The sequence below is a fragment of the Streptomyces sp. NPDC046805 genome (assembly GCF_040645355.1).
Taxonomy (GTDB): Bacteria; Actinomycetota; Actinomycetes; order Streptomycetales; family Streptomycetaceae; genus Streptomyces.
Genome location: NZ_JBEYYC010000005.1, coordinates 127,637 through 147,092 on the forward strand (window position 1 = coordinate 127,637; position 19,456 = coordinate 147,092).

14 protein-coding genes are annotated in these 19,456 nt (G+C 70.6%); 9 read left to right on the forward strand and 5 right to left on the reverse strand.

What is annotated here, in order from left to right; genetic code table 11:
• Positions 1 to 404: 404 nt before the first annotated feature.
• From ABZ910_RS08310 to ABZ910_RS08345, 8 genes are all read left to right on the forward strand, one after another.
• Positions 405 to 4,034 carry a nitrate- and nitrite sensing domain-containing protein gene (locus ABZ910_RS08310; RefSeq protein ID WP_361360845.1) on the forward strand — a complete coding sequence of 1,210 codons (3,630 nt, stop codon included), beginning with the start codon at positions 405 to 407 and terminating at the stop codon, positions 4,032 to 4,034.
• 9 nt (positions 4,035 to 4,043) lie between these two features.
• Positions 4,044 to 4,457 (forward strand): roadblock/LC7 domain-containing protein, encoded by a 414-nt coding sequence (locus ABZ910_RS08315; protein WP_361361030.1) that lies wholly within the window; start codon positions 4,044 to 4,046, stop codon positions 4,455 to 4,457.
• A 111-nt stretch (positions 4,458 to 4,568) separates the two neighbouring features.
• Positions 4,569 to 4,967, forward strand: a complete 399-nt coding sequence (locus ABZ910_RS08320; protein WP_361360847.1) for a DUF742 domain-containing protein — start codon at positions 4,569 to 4,571, stop codon at positions 4,965 to 4,967.
• Positions 4,948 to 5,523, forward strand: a complete 576-nt coding sequence (locus ABZ910_RS08325; protein ID WP_361360849.1) for an ATP/GTP-binding protein — start codon at positions 4,948 to 4,950, stop codon at positions 5,521 to 5,523. Before ABZ910_RS08320 ends, ABZ910_RS08325 begins: the two co-directional genes overlap by 20 nt.
• A 390-nt stretch (positions 5,524 to 5,913) precedes the next feature.
• Positions 5,914 to 9,108 (forward strand): nitrate- and nitrite sensing domain-containing protein, encoded by a 3,195-nt coding sequence (locus ABZ910_RS08330; protein ID WP_361360851.1) that lies wholly within the window; start codon positions 5,914 to 5,916, stop codon positions 9,106 to 9,108.
• A 10-nt stretch (positions 9,109 to 9,118) separates the two neighbouring features.
• The gene (locus ABZ910_RS08335; protein WP_004983065.1) at positions 9,119 to 9,532 is read left to right on the forward strand and encodes a roadblock/LC7 domain-containing protein; all 414 of its coding nucleotides are present in this window, start codon (positions 9,119 to 9,121) and stop codon (positions 9,530 to 9,532) included.
• A 94-nt stretch (positions 9,533 to 9,626) separates the two neighbouring features.
• The gene (locus ABZ910_RS08340) at positions 9,627 to 10,202 is read left to right on the forward strand and encodes a DUF742 domain-containing protein (protein ID WP_361360853.1); all 576 of its coding nucleotides are present in this window, start codon (positions 9,627 to 9,629) and stop codon (positions 10,200 to 10,202) included.
• Positions 10,183 to 10,764, forward strand: coding sequence for an ATP/GTP-binding protein (locus tag ABZ910_RS08345; protein WP_307622619.1), 582 nt, complete (start codon positions 10,183 to 10,185; stop codon positions 10,762 to 10,764). Before ABZ910_RS08340 ends, ABZ910_RS08345 begins: the two co-directional genes overlap by 20 nt.
• Positions 10,765 to 10,919: 155 nt before the next feature.
• Here the strand turns inward: ABZ910_RS08345 and ABZ910_RS08350 are convergent, their stop codons facing one another.
• The 3 genes from ABZ910_RS08350 to ABZ910_RS08360 all read right to left on the reverse strand — a co-directional run bounded on the left by ABZ910_RS08350 (position 10,920) and on the right by ABZ910_RS08360 (position 15,267).
• Positions 10,920 to 11,117, reverse strand: coding sequence for an acyl-CoA carboxylase subunit epsilon (locus tag ABZ910_RS08350; RefSeq protein WP_361360855.1), 198 nt, complete (start codon positions 11,115 to 11,117; stop codon positions 10,920 to 10,922).
• 57 nt (positions 11,118 to 11,174) lie between these two features.
• Positions 11,175 to 12,770, reverse strand: coding sequence for an acyl-CoA carboxylase subunit beta (locus ABZ910_RS08355; protein ID WP_361360857.1), 1,596 nt, complete (start codon positions 12,768 to 12,770; stop codon positions 11,175 to 11,177).
• A 154-nt stretch (positions 12,771 to 12,924) separates the two neighbouring features.
• Positions 12,925 to 15,267, reverse strand: a complete 2,343-nt coding sequence (locus tag ABZ910_RS08360; protein ID WP_361361033.1) for a polysaccharide lyase 8 family protein — start codon at positions 15,265 to 15,267, stop codon at positions 12,925 to 12,927.
• 173 nt (positions 15,268 to 15,440) lie between these two features.
• Here ABZ910_RS08360 and ABZ910_RS08365 point away from each other — a divergent pair, with 173 nt between their 5' ends.
• On the forward strand, positions 15,441 to 16,055 hold the full coding sequence (locus ABZ910_RS08365; RefSeq protein ID WP_361361035.1) for a YceI family protein: 615 nt from the start codon (positions 15,441 to 15,443) through the stop codon (positions 16,053 to 16,055).
• Positions 16,056 to 16,193: 138 nt separating this feature from the next.
• Here ABZ910_RS08365 and ABZ910_RS08370 read toward each other — a convergent pair whose 3' ends face one another.
• Together ABZ910_RS08370 and cimA are read right to left on the reverse strand one after the other, a co-directional pair.
• Entirely contained in the window at positions 16,194 to 17,597 is a 1,404-nt protein-coding gene (locus ABZ910_RS08370) for a hypothetical protein (RefSeq protein ID WP_361360859.1), read from the reverse strand.
• A gap of 211 nt (positions 17,598 to 17,808) precedes the next feature.
• The gene (cimA, locus tag ABZ910_RS08375) at positions 17,809 to 19,419 is read right to left on the reverse strand and encodes a citramalate synthase (RefSeq protein ID WP_361360861.1); all 1,611 of its coding nucleotides are present in this window, start codon (positions 19,417 to 19,419) and stop codon (positions 17,809 to 17,811) included.
• Positions 19,420 to 19,456: the final 37 nt, after the last annotated feature.

A 19,456-nucleotide genomic window follows, 5' to 3' on the forward strand; every position in this document is an offset into this window, starting at 1 on the left:
CCCTTCGGCGAAACGGACATTGCCTCTCCGAAGGCTGCATTCCGCTCCTGATCATGGCGACTGGGACAGCCGCCGCGCGCTGGCGACTCGCAGGAATAAGTCCGTAATGTACGAGATCGATTTCCACGCGTCGTAATGCCACAATCACGAACCGTCACGGTTGTCGCGGCCTGACACACGGGCCTTGTTGGAGATCCGGCACTGTGCTGGAATTCCACGGACCGCCGCAGGATCGAGCCGGCGCACGGGGGCGCGCAACAGCGCCGAGTGGCGGCGAGATGGGGGGAGCCGGCGCCGGTTGCCGACGATCACCCGGTGGGCGTATTCAGGGCGCTCTCCACAACGCCGACACCGTGTCCTTCCGTTCACGCGGAGGGGCGCCTGGTCCAGAGGTTGCGACGCTAGTGCAGGGACGTTTCAAGAGGGATGGCAGCGCTCCGGCGGAGCCGGAGACGCGTGGCGGGACCGACCGCGGTTCCTCGCCCCAGCACGCCCCGACCCAGGGCACGACCCAGTCCGTCGACGGCAGTCGGCGCTCCGGTCGCTCCGGCGCGCCGTCCGCGCCGAGCCCCGCTCCGGCGGTGCAGCCCCCGAAGGGCCCGAGCGGCCCCGGCTCGCGCGTGGCGCTGCGCAACTGGCGCATCTCCACGCGCCTGGTGTCGCTGCTCGCGCTCCCCGTGGTCGCGGCCACGTCGCTGGGTGCGCTGCGCATCAACGACTCCATGGACGACATCCAGCAGCTCGACAACATGAAGCTGCTGACGGACATGACCAAGCAGGCGACCCAGCTGGCCGCCGCGCTCCAGGAGGAGCGCGACCAGTCCGCCGGTCCCCTCGCGCACGGGCAGAGCGCCTCCAACTACACGGTCAAGGGCTACCAGCAGCGCACGGACCGCGCCCGCAAGAGCTTCGAGGACACCTCGGAGGAGATCGACGCGGCGAGCAAGGACGGTCAGCTCCAGGGCGTCCGTGACAGCCTCGTCGGCCTGACCGGCCAGCTGGAGAGCCTCGCCAAGATCCGCCGGGCCGCCTACCAGTCGAAGGACAACTCGACGCAGACGGTCGAGGCGTACCACCGGCTGATCACCCAGCTGGTCGACCTCTCGCAGGACATGGCGGAGGCGTCCAGCAACCCGGAGATGATCCAGCGCACCCGCGCCCTGGCGGCCTTCTCCACCGCCAAGGAGTACGCGTCCGTGCAGCGTGCCGTCCTGGCCGCGGCCCTGCCCGCCAACAACACGACGGGCGGCAAGCTCTCCGAGAACGACCGGCTGTACGCCGAGTCGGCGCTGCAGAGCGAAGGCTCGGAGATCAGGATCTTCCGGCAGATCTACTCCGACGAGGGCGCCGAGGAACTCCTCAAGCCCATCGACGAGGGCAACCCCACCATCGAGGCCGCGAACACCTATGCCAAGCGCGCCCTCGGCCAGGAGGAGGGCCTCTCCGGGCTGCCCAAGCGCTCCTACCGGGACTGGGTGGACGACAGCTCCACCAAGATCCAGCAGATGAAGAACATCGAGCAGCAGCTGCTCGAGGACATGGAGCAGAAGGCCCGCGAGCTGAAGTCGTCCTCCGAGCAGGAAGCCATCATCTCCGGTGTGCTGATCCTGCTGGTGCTCGGCGTCTCGCTGGTCGGCGCCTTCGTCGTGGCCCGCTCCATGATCCGCTCGCTGCGCCGGCTCCAGGACACCGCGACCAAGGTCGCCCAGGACCGCCTGCCCGAGCTGGTCAAGCAGCTGTCCGAGTCCGACCCGCAGGACGTCGACACGTCCGTGGAGTCGGTCGGTGTGCACTCCAAGGACGAGATCGGCCAGGTGGCCACGGCCTTCGACGACGTGCACCGCGAGGCCGTCCGCCTCGCCGCCGAGCAGGCCCTGCTGCGGGGCAACGTCAACGCGATGTTCACCAACCTCTCGCGCCGCTCCCAGGGCCTCATCCAGCGTCAGCTGTCGCTCATCTCCGAACTGGAGTCCCGCGAGGCCGACCCGGACCAGCTGTCCTCGCTGTTCAAGCTCGACCACCTCGCGACGCGCATGCGCCGTAACGGTGAGAACCTCCTCGTCCTCGCCGGTGAGGAGCCCGGCCGCCGCTGGACCCGCCCGGTCCCGCTGGTCGACGTGCTCCGCGCCGCCGCGTCCGAGGTGGAGCAGTACGAGCGCATCGAGCTCGCCGCGGTCCCGACCACCGAGGTCGCCGGCCGCGTCGTCAACGACCTCGTGCACCTGCTCGCCGAGCTGCTCGAGAACGCGACCTCCTTCTCCTCGCCGCAGACCAAGGTCAAGGTCACCGGTCACGCGCTGCCCGACGGCCGCGTGCTGATCGAGATCCACGACACCGGTATCGGCCTGTCCCCCGAGGACCTCGCCGCGATCAACGAGCGGCTCGCCTCGCCGCCCACGGTGGACGTCTCCGTCTCCCGCCGCATGGGTCTGTTCGTGGTCGGCCGTCTGTCGCAGCGCCACGGCATCCGCATCCAGCTGCGCCCGTCCGACTCCGGTGGTACGACCGCGCTGGTCATGCTGCCCGTCGACGTCGCCCAGGGCGGCAAGAAGCCCGCTCCGGGCAAGGGCGGCGCCGGCGGCGCAGGCGGTCCGGCCGCCGCTGCGGCCGCCGCGGGCGCGGCCGCTGCCCGCCGTGGCGGCGGTCAGGGCGGCGGTCCCCTCGGGGCCGGCGCACCCGCCGGAGGTGGACGTCTCGGTGCCGCCGCCCCGCGCGGCCAGGTCGGCGCCGGTCAGGGCCCGCGGGCCGAGCTGCCCGGCACGGGCCAGGGCGGCCGTCCGGGCGGGCCCGGCGGAGCGCGCGGAGCGCAGGGTCCGGCGGCGCCTCAGCAGGGCCGCCCGCAGCAGGACCTCTTCGGCGGCGGTTTCGGCGGTCAGGCCCCGGGTGCCCCGGGTGCCCCGCAGGGCCTGCAGGCCGCCGGTTCGGGCGCACCGCAGCAGGACCTCTTCGGGGGCGGCCGGGGTGCCGTACCCCCGCAGCGCGGTGACAACACCGCCGACCGGGGCCGTCAGCCGCAGCTGCCGCCGCGCGGTGGCCCGCGGGCCGAACTGCCGGGCGGCAGCGGGCCGTCGGGCACGCCGGGCTGGGGCAACGACAACGCCGCGCTGGACTCCCCGCGCGGCCACGACGAGCAGGACACGGCGCACACCGGGCCCATGGGGCGGTTCGACGCCCAGCAGGGTCCGGGCGCCACAAGTGAGTTCCCCCGCCAGGACTTCAACGGCGCGCAGAACTCGGGCCAGTTCGCCGGCCCCGGCGTCAACGGGCAGCAGGAGACGGGCCAGTTCGTCCGCTCGGACATCTTCGGAGGGCCGACCGGACAGCAGTCGGGCTCCGGCACGGGCCAGTTCGAGCGTCCGCAGGCGTACGACAACACCTCCGGCCAGTACGGTGCGCCGGGCCACGCGGGCAACATGCCGCACAACACCCAGCACACGGGCCAGTTCGAGCGTCCGCGGGCAGGCGGCCGGGGCGCCGACTTCGGTGCGCCGCAGCCCCCGCAGGCCCCGCAGCAGCACCAGGCCCCGCCGCAACGTCAGGTGCCCCAGCAGCACCAGGCCCGTCGGCAGCCCGAGGCGCTGCCGGCCGCGGGCACCGGTGACGGCCGTACGCCGCTGTACGACACGCTGGAGACCAACTGGTTCCACGGCACCCAGCAGCAGGACGGGGGCCAGGCTCCGGCGCCGCAGGCCGGCGCCCCCGCCTCCCCTGCTCCGGCCCGGCAGCGTCCCACCCCGGCCGCCTGGCGCAGCTCGCCGAACGACGACCTCAGCCGGCAGGCGGAGCGCGTACGGGAGCCCGCCGCGGGCGGTGTCACCACCTCAGGCCTGCCGCGCCGGGCGCCCGGGGCGAACCTCGTCGCGGGCACGGCTCAGCAGCAGCAACAGCACCACACCGGTCCGCAGGTCTCGCGTGCGCCCGACGACGTACGTGGCCGGCTGACCAATCTCCGTCGGGGTATCTCGCAGGGTCGTCAGGCGAGCAACGGCCAGACCGGCAGCTTCCCGAGCCCCACTCACCAGCAGGAGCGTTAGTTGAGCCAGATGAGCCAGGCGGCACAGAACCTCAACTGGTTGATCACGAACTTCGTGGACAACACCCCGGGGGTGTCCCACACCGTCGTCGTGTCGGCCGACGGTCTCCTCCTGGCGATGTCGGAGGGCTTCCCACGGGACCGTGCCGATCAGCTGGCGGCCGTCGCGTCCGGACTCACCTCGCTGACGGCCGGGGCCTCCCGGATCTTCGATGGGGGCAACGTGTCGCAGACGGTCGTCGAGATGGAACGCGGGTTTCTCTTCCTCATGTCCGTCTCGGACGGGTCGTCCCTGGCGGTCCTGGCCCACCCCGAGTGCGACATCGGCCTCGTCGGCTACGAGATGGCGCTCCTCGTCGACCGCGCGGGCGCCGTACTCACGCCCGATCTGCGCGCCGAACTACAAGGAAGTCTGCTCCACTGACCGACCCGGATCCACCCGCCTCACCAAATCACCGTCCGGCCGCCACAATCCCCCCACCGGCCCACGTCAGACGGCACGCCTGACCAACTTGCTGTCCCGCCCGGAGGATTCATGACACCGCCCACCGCCTCTCATGATCCGTACGCCGAGGCGTACGGGGACGAGGGCGATCAGCCGCTGGTACGTCCCTATGCGATGACCGGCGGCCGGACCCGGCCCCGCTATCAGCTCGCCATAGAGGCGCTGATCAGCACGACGGCCGATCCCGCAGCCCTCATGGGGCTGCTCCCCGAGCACCAGCGCATCTGCCACCTGTGCCGCGAGGTGAAGTCGGTGGCCGAGGTGTCGGCGCTGCTCGCCATGCCCCTCGGCGTGGCCCGGATCCTGGTGGCCGACCTCGCGGAGGCCGGCCTGGTCGCCATCCATCAGCCGGGTGGCGACGAGAACAACGGCGGTGCACCGGACGTGACACTGCTCGAAAGGGTGCTCAGTGGACTTCGCAAGCTCTGACGGAGGCCGGGCCACCACCTCGGCGAAGATCGTTGTGGCCGGCGGTTTCGGCGTGGGCAAGACCACGTTCGTCGGCGCCGTCTCGGAGATCAACCCGCTGCGCACAGAGGCCGTCATGACGTCCGCCAGCGCGGGCATCGACGACCTCACCCACACCGGGGACAAGAAGACCACCACGGTCGCCATGGACTTCGGCCGCATCACACTCGACCAGGACCTGATCCTGTACCTCTTCGGTACGCCCGGTCAGGACCGCTTCTGGTTCATGTGGGACGACCTGGTTCGCGGTGCGATCGGCGCGGTGGTTCTGGTCGACACCCGGCGGCTGGCCGATTGTTTCCCCGCGGTCGACTACTTCGAGAACAGCGGGCTGCCGTTCGTCGTCGCGCTGAACGGCTTCGACGGCAGCCAGCCGTACCAACCCGAAGAAGTGCGTGAGGCACTGCAGATCGGCCCCGACACCCCGATCATCACGACGGACGCCCGGCATCGCGCCGATGCCAAGAGTGCGCTGATCACGCTGGTCGAGCACGCTCTCATGGCTCGACTTCGCTAGCACTCAAGTCGGGACTTCCGTACGGCAGTTGCCGTAAGGACACCGGATCCGACTGTGGCCTTTGACACGGTCGGCACCGGTGTTCATAACGTTTCGGCAGAGGAATCGCGTGGTATCACCACGCGTCGCGCACAACCGATGCCGCTGCGCTCACAAAGGCCCCGTCATTTGGCGGGGCTCGCTCTGTATGACCGATTTATCGGCGGAGCGCCCCGAGCGGATTCCGCGGTTTCCACTGTTTGGAAGAGCGCTGGTCGACGTGCTGGAATGCCTGAACTGCCCAATAGTCATAGCCGTACTCAGTACGTGGTCGATGACACACCGGGCTCTGAGAGACTGCGGCACGACGTACACGACGTAGGTGCCCGCCGCCGAGAGGTTGTTGGTCGAGTGAGGCGAAGCAAGAACGGTCCCGAGCCGTCGGCGCGGGGCAACTTCACCCCGCCGCCGCGCGCTGCGGCGCCCGCCCCTGTGCCCGGACCGGAGCCAACGGCCGCTCCCGCCCCGAGCGGCGGCCGTTTCTCCCCGCGCAACTGGCGAGTGCCGACGCGGCTGAACGCGATCCTGCTGATTCCCGTGGTGGTCGGCCTCGTCATGGGCGGCTTCCAGGTGAAGAGTTCGATCGACACCTGGAACGAGGCCCGTGACGCGGAGAACACCGCGCTGCTGGTCCGCGCCTCCCTCAAGTACGCCAACGCGCTCTACGTCGAGCGCGACACCTCCGCGGCGCCGCTGCTCCTGCACAAGGACAAGCCGACCGTCGAAGCCGTCCGCAAGAAGACGGACGAGGCCGCCGACGGCTTCGACCGGGCCGCGCTGAACGCGCCGCAGACGCCCGGCCTGGTGCGCCGGCTGAAGCTGTTCCGTCAGGTGGAGCCCGGGCTGCAGAACCTGCGCGCGGCCGCGTACACCCCCAAGCTCACGGGTGTGCAGACCGAAGAGGGCTACGTCAAGATCGCCCACCCCCTGATGGAGTTCGCCAACGAGCTCGGTCTGGGCACCGGCAACATCACCTCCTACGGCCGTACCGTCTACGCGATGTCGCTCACCCAGGCGGCCCTGTCGCTGGAGCGGTCCATCGGCATGCACCTGCTGATCAAGCCCGGTCCGGACGCCCCGAACCTGGCCACGCAGCGCACCTCTCTCGCGTCGTACGCCTACCTGGAGCGCATCGCCGCCGAGGAGTACCTCGGCGGTGGCACCGAGCAGGACGCGCAGAAGCTCTCCGACGCCGAGGCGCAGGTCAAGGCCCAGGGCGCGCAGATGGCCCGGGCGGCCAAGCTCAAGAACCCGGCCTACATACCGCCGCCGGCCAAGCCGGAGACGCTGGTCGGGGCCGTGGCCACGATGAAGGACACCAGCCCCCTCACCCGCCAGGTGCTCGCCCAGCAGGGCGTCACCCCGCAGAACTGGTGGGCGGTCAACACTCTCAAGTTCAACGCCTACGGCAAGATCGAGTCGGACATGGCCGACAAGGCCGTGACCGAGGCCTCGGGCATCGCCGACGACGCCAAGACCTCCACGTTCATCACCGGTGGCGTGGTCCTGGTCGCCCTGCTCGCCGCGTTCATCCTGGCCGGCATGGTGGCCCGCCAGATGAGCCGCTCGATGCGCCAGCTGCGCAACGCCGCCTTCAACATCGCCGAGCAGCGTCTGCCGATGCTGGTCGACCAGCTCTCCCGCACCGACCCCGGTCGCGTCGACACCCGTGTGACGGCCATCCCGATCACCACCACGGACGAGATCGGCGAGGTCGCCCGCGCCTTCGACCAGGTCCACCGTGAGGCCGTCCGGCTCGCCGCCGAGCAGGCTCTGCTCCGGGGCAACATCAACGCGATCTTCACCAACCTGTCGCGCCGCAACCAGTCTCTGATCGAGGGCCAGCTGACCCTGATCACCGACCTGGAGAACAACGAGGCCGACCCGGACCAGCTGGAGAACCTCTTCAAGCTGGACCACCTCGCGACCCGTATGCGCCGCAACGGCGAGAACCTCCTCGTCCTCGCCGGCGAGGAGCCCGGCCGCCGCTGGGACCAGCCGGTCCCGCTGGTCGACGTCCTGCGCGCCGCCTCCTCCGAGGTGGAGCAGTACGAGCGCATCGAGCTCTCCGGTGTCCCCGAGGCCGAGATCCACGGCCGTGCCGTGACCGACCTCGTGCACCTGCTGGCCGAGCTGCTGGAGAACGCCACCACGTTCTCCTCCCCGCAGACCAAGGTCCGCGTCACCGCGACCCGTCTCCCCGACGGCCGCGTCATGGTCGAGATCCACGACAAGGGCATCGGCCTGACGGCCGAGGACTTCGCCGAGATCAACCACAAGCTGGCCAACCCGCCGAGCGTGGACGCCGCGATCTCGCAGCGCATGGGCCTGTTCGTGGTCGGCCGGCTGTCCGACCGGCACGGTATCCGTGTCCAGCTGCGCCCCTCGGGCGAACAGGCCGGTACGACCTCCCTGGTCATGCTGCCCGACGCGATCACCCACGGTGGCGGTGGCGAACAGCAGCTGCAGCAGGACGAGTTCACGGTCTCGCAGATCATCCCGGAGCAGAAGCCCGGGGGCGAGAACTTCAGCCAGCCGCAGCCGCTGCGCACGGCGGCCGAGCTCGGCTTCGACGACAGCCGCTACGACGTTCCGGACGACCTCCGCGACCTCGACCCGGTCGGCCGCTCGTTGATGCGTGAGGAGCGCCGCGCGGCCCTGGAGGCACAGACGCACGGTCAGGCTCCGCAGCTCCCCCAGGGGCGCCAGGACGCCCCCGAGACGCCCTCCTACCCCGCCGAGTTCAGCGCACAGCAGAACTACGACGGCAGCACGACGGGATACCAGCAGCAGCCTTCCGAGTACGACCAGCAGCAGCCGTCGTACGACGAGCAGTACTTCGCGCCGAACGGCGGCCTGCAGCAGAACGACGCCTTCTCCGCGGGCGCCGGATACCCGGAGCCCGGGTATGCGGAACCGGCCCAGGAGCAGCGCCCGGGCGGTCACGCCGCCGGTCGCGACTCCTTCCAGGCCTTCAACCAGCAGTCCCACCAGGACGACTGGCCGCAGCAGAACAGCTACCAGAACGGCTACCCGGGCCAGTACGCTCCGGAAGCGGAATCCACGCAGGCCGGTGACGCGAACGAGCCGAACCGCGTAGGCTTCGACCGTCCGGTCCGGCCCTCCCCCGCCGCCCACAAGCTGACCGACTCCGGCCTGCCGCGCCGCGGAAGCGCGAACGGCAACGGCGCGGTCGGTGCGGGGCACACGCAGCAGGAGGCGTCGGCTTCCGCACCGGAGAGCAACGGCGACAATGCCTGGCGTTCGGCGAACGACGATCGCTGGCAGCAGGCCTCGCAGCTCCGGAAGCCCAAGGCGGGCGGGGTCACCTCCTCCGGCCTTCCGCGGCGGGTGCCCAAGGCCAACCTGGTCGAGGGCGCCGCGGAGACCACCCCCCAGGGAGGCCCCCAGGTCTCCCGCGCCCCGGAGGATGTCCGGGGCAGGTTGAGCAACCTGCGCAGGGGCGTCCAGCGTGGACGCAGCGCAGGCAGTGAATCGAACGGCCAGGGCTTCGGTCCTGACAGCACCTACAACCAGGAGCGTTAGTGTGAGCCCGATGAGCCAGGCGGCACAGAACCTGAACTGGTTGATCACCAACTTCGTGGACAACACCCCGGGGGTGTCCCACACCGTGGTGGTCTCCGCCGATGGACTCCTTCTGGCGATGTCCGAAGGCTTCCCTCGTGACCGCGCCGATCAGCTCGCGGCTGTCGCCTCCGGTCTGACGTCTCTGACGGCAGGCGCCTCCCGGATCTTCGAGGGCGGCAGTGTGAACCAGACAGTTGTGGAGATGGAGCGAGGATTTCTCTTCATCATGTCCATCTCTGACGGCTCTTCTCTCGCTGTCCTGGCACACCCCGAAGCGGACATCGGCCTCATTGGGTACGAGATGGCCCTGCTGGTGGACCGCGCGGGCACGGTCCTCACCCCGGATCTCCGTGCGGAGCTCCAGGGAAGCCTTCTCAACTAACAGACAGACGGTGCGTGTTCGCGTTCCGGGGCCGTAAGGTTTCGGGACGCGGCTCCCCAGGCATGGGTGCCCGGCGCAGTCGGAGGAGGAGAAAGTGTCAACACCCCCAGGCAGTTCGTCTTCGGGTAACTGGTCGTACGGCCCTGCCCAGGGCTACGGCCAGGGCGACGGGTCACAGAACCCGTACAACTTCCCCTCCGCGCCGAGCCACCAGCAGCCGTACGCGCCGCAGGGCCCCGGCCCTTCGCCGTACGAACAGCCGTTGCAACCGCGCATCCAGCCGGTGCAGCCGCAGCGCCGTCCCGAGCCGGCGCCCGCAGGGGCGTCGAACAACCCCTTGGTCCGTCCGTATGCCATGACCGGCGGCCGGACCCGCCCGCGGTACCAGCTCGCCATCGAGGCACTGGTGCACACCACCGCGCAGCCGCACCAGATGCAGGGGCAACTGCCCGAGCATCAGCGGATCTGCAACCTCTGCCGTGAGATCAAGTCGGTGGCCGAAGTCTCGGCTCTCCTCACGATCCCTCTCGGCGTGGCCAGGATCCTCGTCGCCGACTTGGCGGAGGCGGGCCTGGTCGCCATCCACCAGCCCGGCGGCGACGAGAACGCCGGTGGCCAGCCAGACGTGACACTGCTCGAAAGGGTGCTCAGTGGACTTCGCAAGCTCTAGCGGCGGTCCTTCCCGCTCCACCACTTCCGCGAAGATCGTGGTGGCGGGCGGCTTCGGCGTGGGCAAGACCACGTTCGTCGGCGCCGTCTCGGAGATCAACCCGCTGCGCACAGAGGCCGTCATGACGTCCGCCAGTGCGGGCATCGATGACCTCACCCACACCGGGGACAAGAAGACCACCACGGTCGCCATGGACTTCGGCCGTATCACCCTGGACCAGGACCTGATCCTGTACCTCTTCGGTACACCCGGTCAGGACCGGTTCTGGTTCATGTGGGACGACCTGGTCCGGGGCGCCATCGGCGCCATCGTCCTGGTCGACACCCGCCGTCTCGCCGACTGCTTCCCCGCGGTCGACTACTTCGAGAACAGCGGCCTGCCCTTCGTCATCGCCCTCAACGGCTTCGACGGCAGCCAGCCGTACCAGCCGGACGAGGTCCGCGAGGCTCTCCAGATCGGCCCCGACACCCCGATCATCACGACGGACGCCCGCCACCGCGCGGACGCCAAGTCGGCGCTGATCACGCTGGTCGAGCACGCCCTGATGGCACGGCTCCGGTAACGCGCACGCGCATCAGGTGGGCGGGCTCTCCCCAAGGGGGAGGGCCCGCCCCCTTGTTCGTGTCGTGCGCCTGCGCCCTGCCCCGCGCGGGAAGGAAGCGCAAAGGGGCCCCTCCGTGCGGAGGGGCCCCTTTGCTGCTGCTGAAGCGGCGCAGCCTAGCCGTGCCAGCTGTGCGGAGCGCGGAAGCCGGGCTCACGCTCCAGGCGGCGCCAGCCGGCCTTCGCGCGGCCGCGGTGGGTCTGCTCGGTGGAGGCCGGCTGAGCGGCCGCACGGGCCAGGAGGACGGCCGTGATGGCGGCGACCTCCTCGGGCTCGGCGTGGCCCTTCTCGACGCGGATGTCAGGGGTGTTCATGGATGTCAGTCTCCGTGAGAGAGGCTTCCGCGGGATGGCCGCGGAAGATCCGCCGGGTTACTGCGGGGGGTTGCCGTGCTTGCGGGAGGGCAGGTCGGCGTGCTTGGTGTGCAGCATCGCCAGCGACTTGACGAGCACCTCGCGGGTCTCGGCCGGGTCGATGACGTCGTCGACCAGACCGCGCTCCGCCGCGTAGTACGGGTGCATCAGCTCGGCCTTGTACTCCTTGACCATCTTCTGCCGCATGGCCTCGGGGTCCTCGGCCTCGGCGATCTGACGGCGGAAGATGACGTTGGCCGCGCCTTCCGCTCCCATTACCGCGATCTCGTTGGTGGGCCACGCATAGGTGAGGTCGGCGCCGATGGACTGGCTGTCCATGACGATGTACGCGCCTCCGTACGCCTTGCGGAGGATCAGCGAGATCCTCGGCACGGTCGCGTTGCAGTAGGCGTAGAGCAGCTTCGCGCCGTGGCGGATGATCCCGCCGTGCTCCTGGTCGACACCCGGCAGGAAGCCCGGTACATCCAGGAAAGTGACGATCGGAATGTTGAAAGCGTCGCACATCTGGACAAAGCGCGCAGCTTTTTCGCTGGCCTCGATGTCCAGCACGCCCGCCAGCACCTGGGGCTGGTTGGCGATGATGCCGACGACCTGGCCGTCGAGGCGGGCCAGGGCGCAGATGATGTTGCGCGCCCAGCGCTCGTGGACCTCGAGGTAGTCGCCGTCGTCGACGATCTCCTCGATGACCTTCGCCATGTCGTACGGCCGGTTGCCGTCCGCCGGGACCAGGTCCAGCAGGACGTCGCCGCGGCGCTCGACCGGGTCGGAGGACTCGGCGCGCGGCGGGTTCTCGCGGTTGTTCTGCGGGAGCAGCGACAGGAGGTAGCGCACCTCGGCGATGCACGTCTCCTCGTCGTCGTACGCGAAGTGGCAGACGCCGCTCGTCTCGGCGTGCACGTCCGCGCCGCCGAGGCCGTTCTGGGTGATCTCCTCACCGGTGACCGCCTTGACGACGTCCGGGCCGGTGATGAACATCTGCGAGGTGTCGCGGACCATGAACACGAAGTCCGTGAGGGCCGGGCTGTACGCCGCGCCGCCCGCGCACGGGCCGAGCATCACGCTGATCTGCGGGATGACGCCGGACGCCTTGGTGTTGCGCTGGAAGATGCCGCCGTAGCCGGCGAGGGCGGAGACGCCCTCCTGGATGCGCGCGCCGGCGCCGTCGTTGAGGGACACCAGCGGGGCACCGGCCGCGATGGCCATGTCCATGATCTTGTGGATCTTGGTGGCGTGGGCCTCGCCCAGCGCGCCGCCGAAGATCCTGAAGTCGTGGGCGTATACGAAGACCGTGCGGCCCTCGACCGTGCCCCAGCCGGTGATGACACCGTCGCTGTAGGGCTTCTTCGCCTCCAGGCCGAACCCGGTCGCCCGGTGCCGGCGCAGCTGCTCGACCTCCTGGAAGGAACCCGGGTCCAGCAGCAGCTCGATGCGCTCCCGCGCGGTCAGCTTGCCCTTGGCGTGCTGTGCCTCGGTCGCCTTCTCGCTGGGGCCGGCCAGCGCCCGCGCACGGATCTCGTGCAGCTCGGCGACGCGCCCGCGCGCGTCCACCGGCTCGCTGGTCGATTCACCCGTCGCGTCTTCCAAAACGGTCATGTAGCGACCTTACGAAGGACACCTGGGAAAGCGAGCCGTCGACTCCGTACAGTCTCCGGCCCGTTTTCCTGGTACCCCTGAACAGAAGCTCGACGGCATGCAGCCGTTCCGACTGCTCAGAGGGCGTGGCGCTTGTAGGGGTGCGACAAAGACATCACCCGAGAGACACCTCACATTCGTGCCCCGCACATGCCATCCCCGGAGTGACACGGAGCCTCAAACGGCGGCCCGTCGAGAGGACCTCCACGGTGTCGTCCGCTCGCAGCACCGACCGCACCGGCCGGTCCCAGACGATCTCCAGCGGCGCGCCCGTGCGCGGCGGCTCGCTGATCCAGAGCTTAGCGGTACGGCCGGAGCGGCGGACCAGCACGCTCGCGCCCGCGGAGCCGGTCAGCGCCCCCGCCGTGGCGGCCTGCCAGAAGTTGGCGGCGAGGAGGCCGAGCGAGGGGACGCCGACCGCCTGGCAACGGGCGTCGTTGGCGAGGACGGACAGCCAGTCCCGGTCGGCGGCACGGTCGGCGACCGTACGGCGGGAGGCGCCGGGCAGCAGGACATAGACGTACGCGGCGTCCGCCGGATCGGTGCCGTGGTCGAGCCAGAGGGTCTGCCAGCGCCGGGTGTGCCGCTCCGTCGTGCTCGTGGTGTTGATGTCCGACCAGGCGCCGGTGCGGTCCTCGCGCAGGGTGTGCAGGTCGCCGCCGTACGGCAGGATCCAGCCGCCGTGGCCCTCCAGGTGGGCCCAGTCCCGCCCCCGTGCGAGGGCCTGGGTGCCGCCCTCCCCCAGGTTCCGGTTGTCCACGACCGTCTCGACCGGGACGCCGTCCGCGCAGGTGATCCCGGCTCCGAGGCAGATCACCGCGTCCGCCACGCAGAACCACGACTTGCGGGCCTCCAGGGTCGAGCCGAGGCCCTTGAGATGCTGGCCGACCGCCGCGTACTCGCCGTCCGTCACCCCGCCCACCCATCGCACATCCGGCTTGGGCTCGCCCCACTCGCCGCCGGCCCGGTCGGCGAGGCGTCTGGTGGAGACGGTGGTGCCGGGCAGCCGGTACCAGTCGACCGTCGGCCAGTACCAGTCGGTGTACTGATCGGCCCGGCCGCTGCCGCCCTCGGGCCACCAGTAGAGCATCCCGGCCCCGGTGTGCCAGCCGCGTGGGTTCTCGCCGTTGCCGCACTCGTAGTGGGCGATGCGGTCGCTGGCCATGGAGAGAGCGGCGACGAATCCCGGGCGGCGGTGCACGGCGCGGTCCATCGCCGCGAAGAGGTGGTGGCCGACGGGTTCGGGGGCGGCGGCCACGGGCGCGTCGGCGACGGCGTGCAGCCGGGCCAGGTCGGCGAGGTCGAACTGACGGCTCGTCAGTATCGGTGTGACGGTGTCCCGTTCGATCCATCCCTTGATACGGCCGTACCAGCGCTCGCGCTCCTCCTCGCTCGCACCGCCCGCGAGCAGCGTCATGGCCGCGATGAGCGCCTGGCCGTGGAAGTGGTCGCTGCGCATGACGTGCAGGTCGTCGCTCTTGAGGTAACCGCGGCTGATGGCACGCCCGTTGACGCCGTCCATCACCAACCCGTCGTGGATGAGCGGGGCGTAGGCGTGCTCGACGCCGTCCAGGATGTTCTGCTTGCCAGGGTCGGTGACGTCCCAGGCGGACCCGGCGAGCAGCGCGAAGAGCCGCCCGAGCCCGTCGAGCATGACCTGCCCGTACGTCCCCGAGTAGGCGACCCAGGTGTGCTGGACGAACGAGCCGTCGGCGTACAGCCCGTCCCCCCGGGTGACGTACGGGAAGACCGGCGAGAGCGCGTCCCGGGCGAGGGCGACGCGGTCGCCGGCCCGGCCGAGGATGCCGCGCAGGGCGACGGAGCGGCACAGGTCGACGCGGTTGGCGCCGGTGGACGTGCCGGAGTAGTCGGTGAGCATCGTGTCCGGGATGAAGTGGTCGACGGCCGCGCAGGCGGCGGCGATCCGCGCGTCGCCGAGGTGGTCGTACAGCGCCGCCGTGATGTCCATCAGGAGCCGTGGGCTGCCGATCTGCCACTCCCACCAGTTGCCGTAGCGGCTGGTGGAGGTGTTGTAGACGGTGGCCGAGAGGTGGTCGAGGCCGCGGAGGACGTCGGCGAGGAGGGCGGGGTCGCCGGTGGAGCCGGTGCCGCTGCGGACGTACGCCTGGGTCATCGCCCACAGGCGGCTGTAGCTCTGGGTGATGCCGGCGGGCGGGTCGAAGGGGTAGCCCGGCCAGAGGGAGGTGCCGGTCGGGGCCATGGTGGCGCGGAAGGTGCGGGCCAGTTCGCCCGTCTCGGCGAGGCGGGACGCGTAGGGCTCGGCGGCCGGGTCGTATCCGGCACCGAGGGCGATGTCGAGCCAGCGGAGGCGGAGCCGGACGAAGGGGTCGTCGTCGGCTGCCCTGGCGGGGCCGGCCCCCGTGAGGGCGGTGGTCGCCGTCGCCGTCGCCGTCGCGAGAAGGATGGCGGCCAGAAAGGTGCGGCGCGTTGAAGTCATGCTCATGCCGTCTACCACCGCGGCACCCATCACGGAATACCGGTGACGCGGTGTAGCGACCGAAACACGCCTATGAATGATGTTGAAAGTTGAATCGAATGGGTCTATGGTCGCCCTATCGGCATCGTTGAATGTTCAACATCAACGAGGACATCGAGCAAGGAGCAGCACTCATGGGCATCTTCGGCCGCAAGAACACCGACGAGACCACCCCCGCCACCTCGGCGCCGGCCGCCGTGAACGCCGGCCTGGCCGCGCTCAGCGGTGACTACACGATCGACCCGTCGCACACCACGCTCGGCTTCGTGGCCCGGCACGCCATGGTCACCAACGTCAAGGGCGCCTTCCTCGACTTCTCCGGCACGCTGCACCTGGACGGCGGCGACCCAGCGCGCTCGACCGCCTCCGTCGACGTCAAGATGGACAGCATCGACACGGGCAACGCCGACCGCGACAAGCACCTGCAGTCCGCCGACTTCTTCAAGACGGACGAGTTCCCGATGATGACCTTCCGCTCCACCAAGGCGGAGGCCCTGGGCGGCGACGACTTCCGGATCACCGGCGACCTGAGCATCATGGGCGTCACCAAGCCGATCACCATCAACCTCGAGTTCAACGGCTCCGCCAAGGACCCGTTCGGCAACGAGCGCGTCGGCTTCGAGGGCAAGGCGGAGCTTCTGCGCTCCGAGTGGGGCCTGACCTGGAACGCGGCGCTGGAGACCGGCGGCGTCCTGGTGTCCGACAAGATCAAGCTGAACTTCGACATCTCGGCGATCAAGAACGCGTGAGCCCCCGGCGTACGGCCGCCCGAGCCGTCCGCCCCCTGAGCGAGTGCCCGCCCCTTCCCTGCACCGGGGGGCGGGCGCTCACGCGTGTGCGGCCTTCAGCGCAGGCCGAGCGGTAAGACCTGTGGGCCTGCGCGGAGTTCAGAAATTTCCGCCGTCGCCGAAGCCCCCGCCGAAGTCCCCTCCGCCGCCGTCGCCGAACCCGCCGCCGTCACCGAACCCGCCCCCGAAGTCATCGGGGTTGAAGTCCGCGCCGGACACGTCGCCGCCCTCGCCGCCGAAGCCGGTCCCGAAGTCGCCGTATCCGGTGCCGTAGTCGGCCGCGTACGACGGGGTCGACATCATGCTGCCCAGCAGGGTGCCGACCAGCAGGCCGGGCAGGATGCCGCCGCCGAAGTAGCCGCCGGCCCAGGGGCCGTAGGCCGGACCGGCGTCCCAGTAGGGGCGGCGGCCGTAGTCGGTGTCGACCTCGCGGATCATGGGGTCGCGGCCCTCGGCCAGCCGCGTCCGGTCGGCCGCGCAGACGGGGACCTCGCGGGGTGCGCCGCCGGGCGGGGTCCACTCCGCGTCGGCGACCGACGGGCCGTGGCGGGGGTCGAAGAAGCAGGGCGGACGACGCTCCGGCAGCGGCATGCCGTGGCGGCGGGCGGCCAGTTGCGCGAGGGAGAAGCGGCCGTCCTCCAGCGCCTGGGTGACGGCGCGGACGTCCTCCGGTCTGCGGGCCCCGGCCATGGCGGTCTTCGCCTGCTCGTAGGCGTCCAGGGCCCGTTCGTAGTCCGCGCGCATGGCGTCGTCGGCGCCCGGCTCCGCGGGGTGGAAGTCCAGGCGGTCCAGCTCCTCGCCGAACGCGGTGATGTCCTCGTCGACCACCACCCGCAGCCGGTCCAGCGCGGCCCGCTGCTCCTCCTCGCGGCGCCGCCGGTTGCGTCGGACCAGCGCGTACGCGCCCGCGCCGCCGACCACCAGGACCGCGGCCGCGATGATCAGCGCGATGCCGGACGCTCCCCCGCCACCGGAGGAACCCCAGCTCGACGGGGCCTTGCCGCCCATGTTGGCGAGGGCACGGTCGGTGAAGTCCGTCAGCTGGGCCCGGGCGTCCTCGCCCTGGACGCTGGTGACCAGGTTCTGCACGGCCGTGTGGGACAGCACCGAGGAGTCGGCGCGGGCATCGAAGCGGTCGCCGAGGCGGATGGCGTAGAGGCCGGTGACGCCGGTGGCCGTGCGCAGGTTCGCGAAGAGGTTCTGGGTGGGGTACCCGGCCGGCAGGACGGCGATGAACAGGGGTTTGTCGGCGTCCTTGATGTGCTTGGCCAGCGCGTCGCGGTCCGCGGCGGGCAGCTGGGCGGCGGCCGCCGGATCGACGTACACCGGGTTCTTGCGCAGGGCCTCGGCGATCGTCGAGACGCTGGTGACCGCGGGGGCGGCCGGCGCGCGCGAGGCCGAGGCGGCGACTGCCGCACCCGGTGTGAGCACCACCCCCGCGACGAGCGCGAGGGCCGCCAGCAGGAGGGCGGGGAGGCTTCGGATCCGTCGCACGGCCTTCATGTTTCGAAGCTACCCGAAGCCTCTCAAATTGGTCATACGTCTGGTCGACTCTCCAGGCGCGCGGCCCGAAGGCCCGGCGGCGCGGCGACCCGTGGGGCCGGTGCGCGCCGGGGTGATCGTACAGCTCCTTCGCCTCCAGGAGCAGGGCTGCGACCGATCGATGGGCCCCGGCGAGTCCGAGAGCTCGCCGGGACCTCGTGCGCCGCGTCGGCTACGCGGCCGGTTCGACGCCGGCCCGCAGCAGGCCGTAGGTGTACGCGTCCTCCAGGGCCTGCCAGGAGGCAGCGATCACGTTGTCCGCCACGCCCACCGTGGACCACTCGCCCGTGCCGTCGGAGGTCGAGATGAGGACCCTCGTCGTGGAGTGCGTGCCGTGCTTGCCCTCCAGGATGCGGACCTTGTAGTCGACCAGGTCGAGGGTGGCCAGCTCGGGGTAGATCTTCTCCAGCGCCACGCGCAGGGCCCGGTCCAGGGCGTTGACCGGGCCGTTGCCCTCGGCCGTGGAGACGATGCGCTCGCTCTTGGCCCAGAGCTTGACGGTGGCCTCGTTGGCGTGGGAGCCGTCGGGGCGGTCCTCGACGATGGCGCGCCAGGACTCGACCTCGAAGTACTTCAGCGGCCTGCCCTCGACCTCGCCGCGCAGCAGCAGTTCGAAGCTCGCGTCCGCCGCCTCGTACGTGTAGCCGGCCAGTTCGCGTTCCTTCACGCGCTCGACCACCCGGCCGATCAGCTCGCGGTCGCCGCCGAGGTCGATGCCGAGTTCCTTGCCCTTGAGCTCGACCGAGGCGCGGCCCGCCATGTCGGACACCAGCATCCGCATGGTGTTGCCGACCGTCTCGGGGGCGATGTGCTGGTAGAGGTCGGGGTCGACCTTGATGGCCGAGGCGTGCAGGCCCGCCTTGTGGGCGAAGGCGGAGACACCGACGTACGGCTGGTGGGTGGAGGGGGTGAGGTTGACGACCTCGGCGATGGCGTGCGAGATGCGGGTCATCTCGCGGAGCCGGCCCTCGGGCAGGACCTGTCGGCCGTACTTGAGCTCCAGGGCGGCGACGACCGGGAAGAGGTTGGCGTTGCCGACGCGCTCGCCGTAGCCGTTCGCCGTGCACTGGACGTGGGTCGCGCCCGCGTCCACCGCGGCGAGGGTGTTGGCCACCGCGCAGCCGGTGTCGTCCTGGGCGTGGATGCCGAGCCGGGCGCCGGTGTCGGCCAGGACCGTGGAGACGACCGCCTGGACCTGGGCCGGGAGCATCCCGCCGTTGGTGTCGCACAGGATCACCACGTCCGCGCCCGCTTCCGAGGCCGCCCGCACGACCGCCTTCGCGTACTCCGGGTTGGCCCGGTAGCCGTCGAAGAAGTGCTCGCAGTCGACGAACACACGGCGCCCCTGCTCCGTCAGGAAGGACACCGTGTCGCGGACCATCTCCAGGTTCTCGTCCAGCGTGGTGCGCAGGGCGAGTTCGACGTGCCGGTCGTGGGCCTTCGCGACCAGGGTGATCACCGGGGCGCCGGAGTTGAGGAGCGCCTTGACCTGCGGGTCGTCCGCCGCCCGCGCGCCCGCGCGGCGGGTGGCGCCGAAGGCGACCAGCCGGGCGTGGCGGAAGTCGATCTCCGCTTGCGCGCGGGCGAAGAACTCGGTGTCCCGCGGGTTCGCGCCGGGCCAGCCGCCTTCGATGAAGCCCACGCCGAAGTCGTCCAGGTGCCGTGCGATGGCGAGTTTGTCCGCGACGGTGAGGTTGATGCCCTCCCGCTGGGCGCCGTCGCGCAGCGTGGTGTCGAAGACGTGGAACGAGTCGTCGAGCTCGCTGGATGCCGTCTCGGTCATGGTCTGAAGACTCCCGTGTCAAGTTCTCGGTCGTACC

Excerpts from the sequence above, each read along its gene's own strand:
- ABZ910_RS08360 (WP_361361033.1), bottom strand. The coding sequence starts at position 15,267 with ATGACTTCAACGCGCCGCACCTTTCTGGCCGCCATCCTTCTCGCGACG.
- ABZ910_RS08355 (WP_361360857.1), bottom strand. The coding sequence starts at position 12,770 with ATGACCGTTTTGGAAGACGCGACGGGTGAATCGACCAGCGAGCCGGTG.
- cimA (WP_361360861.1), bottom strand. The coding sequence starts at position 19,419 with ATGACCGAGACGGCATCCAGCGAGCTCGACGACTCGTTCCACGTCTTC.
- ABZ910_RS08365 (WP_361361035.1), top strand. The coding sequence starts at position 15,441 with ATGGGCATCTTCGGCCGCAAGAACACCGACGAGACCACCCCCGCCACC.
- ABZ910_RS08315 (WP_361361030.1), top strand. The coding sequence starts at position 4,044 with ATGAGCCAGGCGGCACAGAACCTCAACTGGTTGATCACGAACTTCGTG.
- ABZ910_RS08335 (WP_004983065.1), top strand. The coding sequence starts at position 9,119 with ATGAGCCAGGCGGCACAGAACCTGAACTGGTTGATCACCAACTTCGTG.
- ABZ910_RS08350 (WP_361360855.1), bottom strand. The coding sequence starts at position 11,117 with ATGAACACCCCTGACATCCGCGTCGAGAAGGGCCACGCCGAGCCCGAG.
- ABZ910_RS08370 (WP_361360859.1), bottom strand. The coding sequence starts at position 17,597 with ATGAAGGCCGTGCGACGGATCCGAAGCCTCCCCGCCCTCCTGCTGGCG.
- ABZ910_RS08320 (WP_361360847.1), top strand. The coding sequence starts at position 4,569 with ATGACACCGCCCACCGCCTCTCATGATCCGTACGCCGAGGCGTACGGG.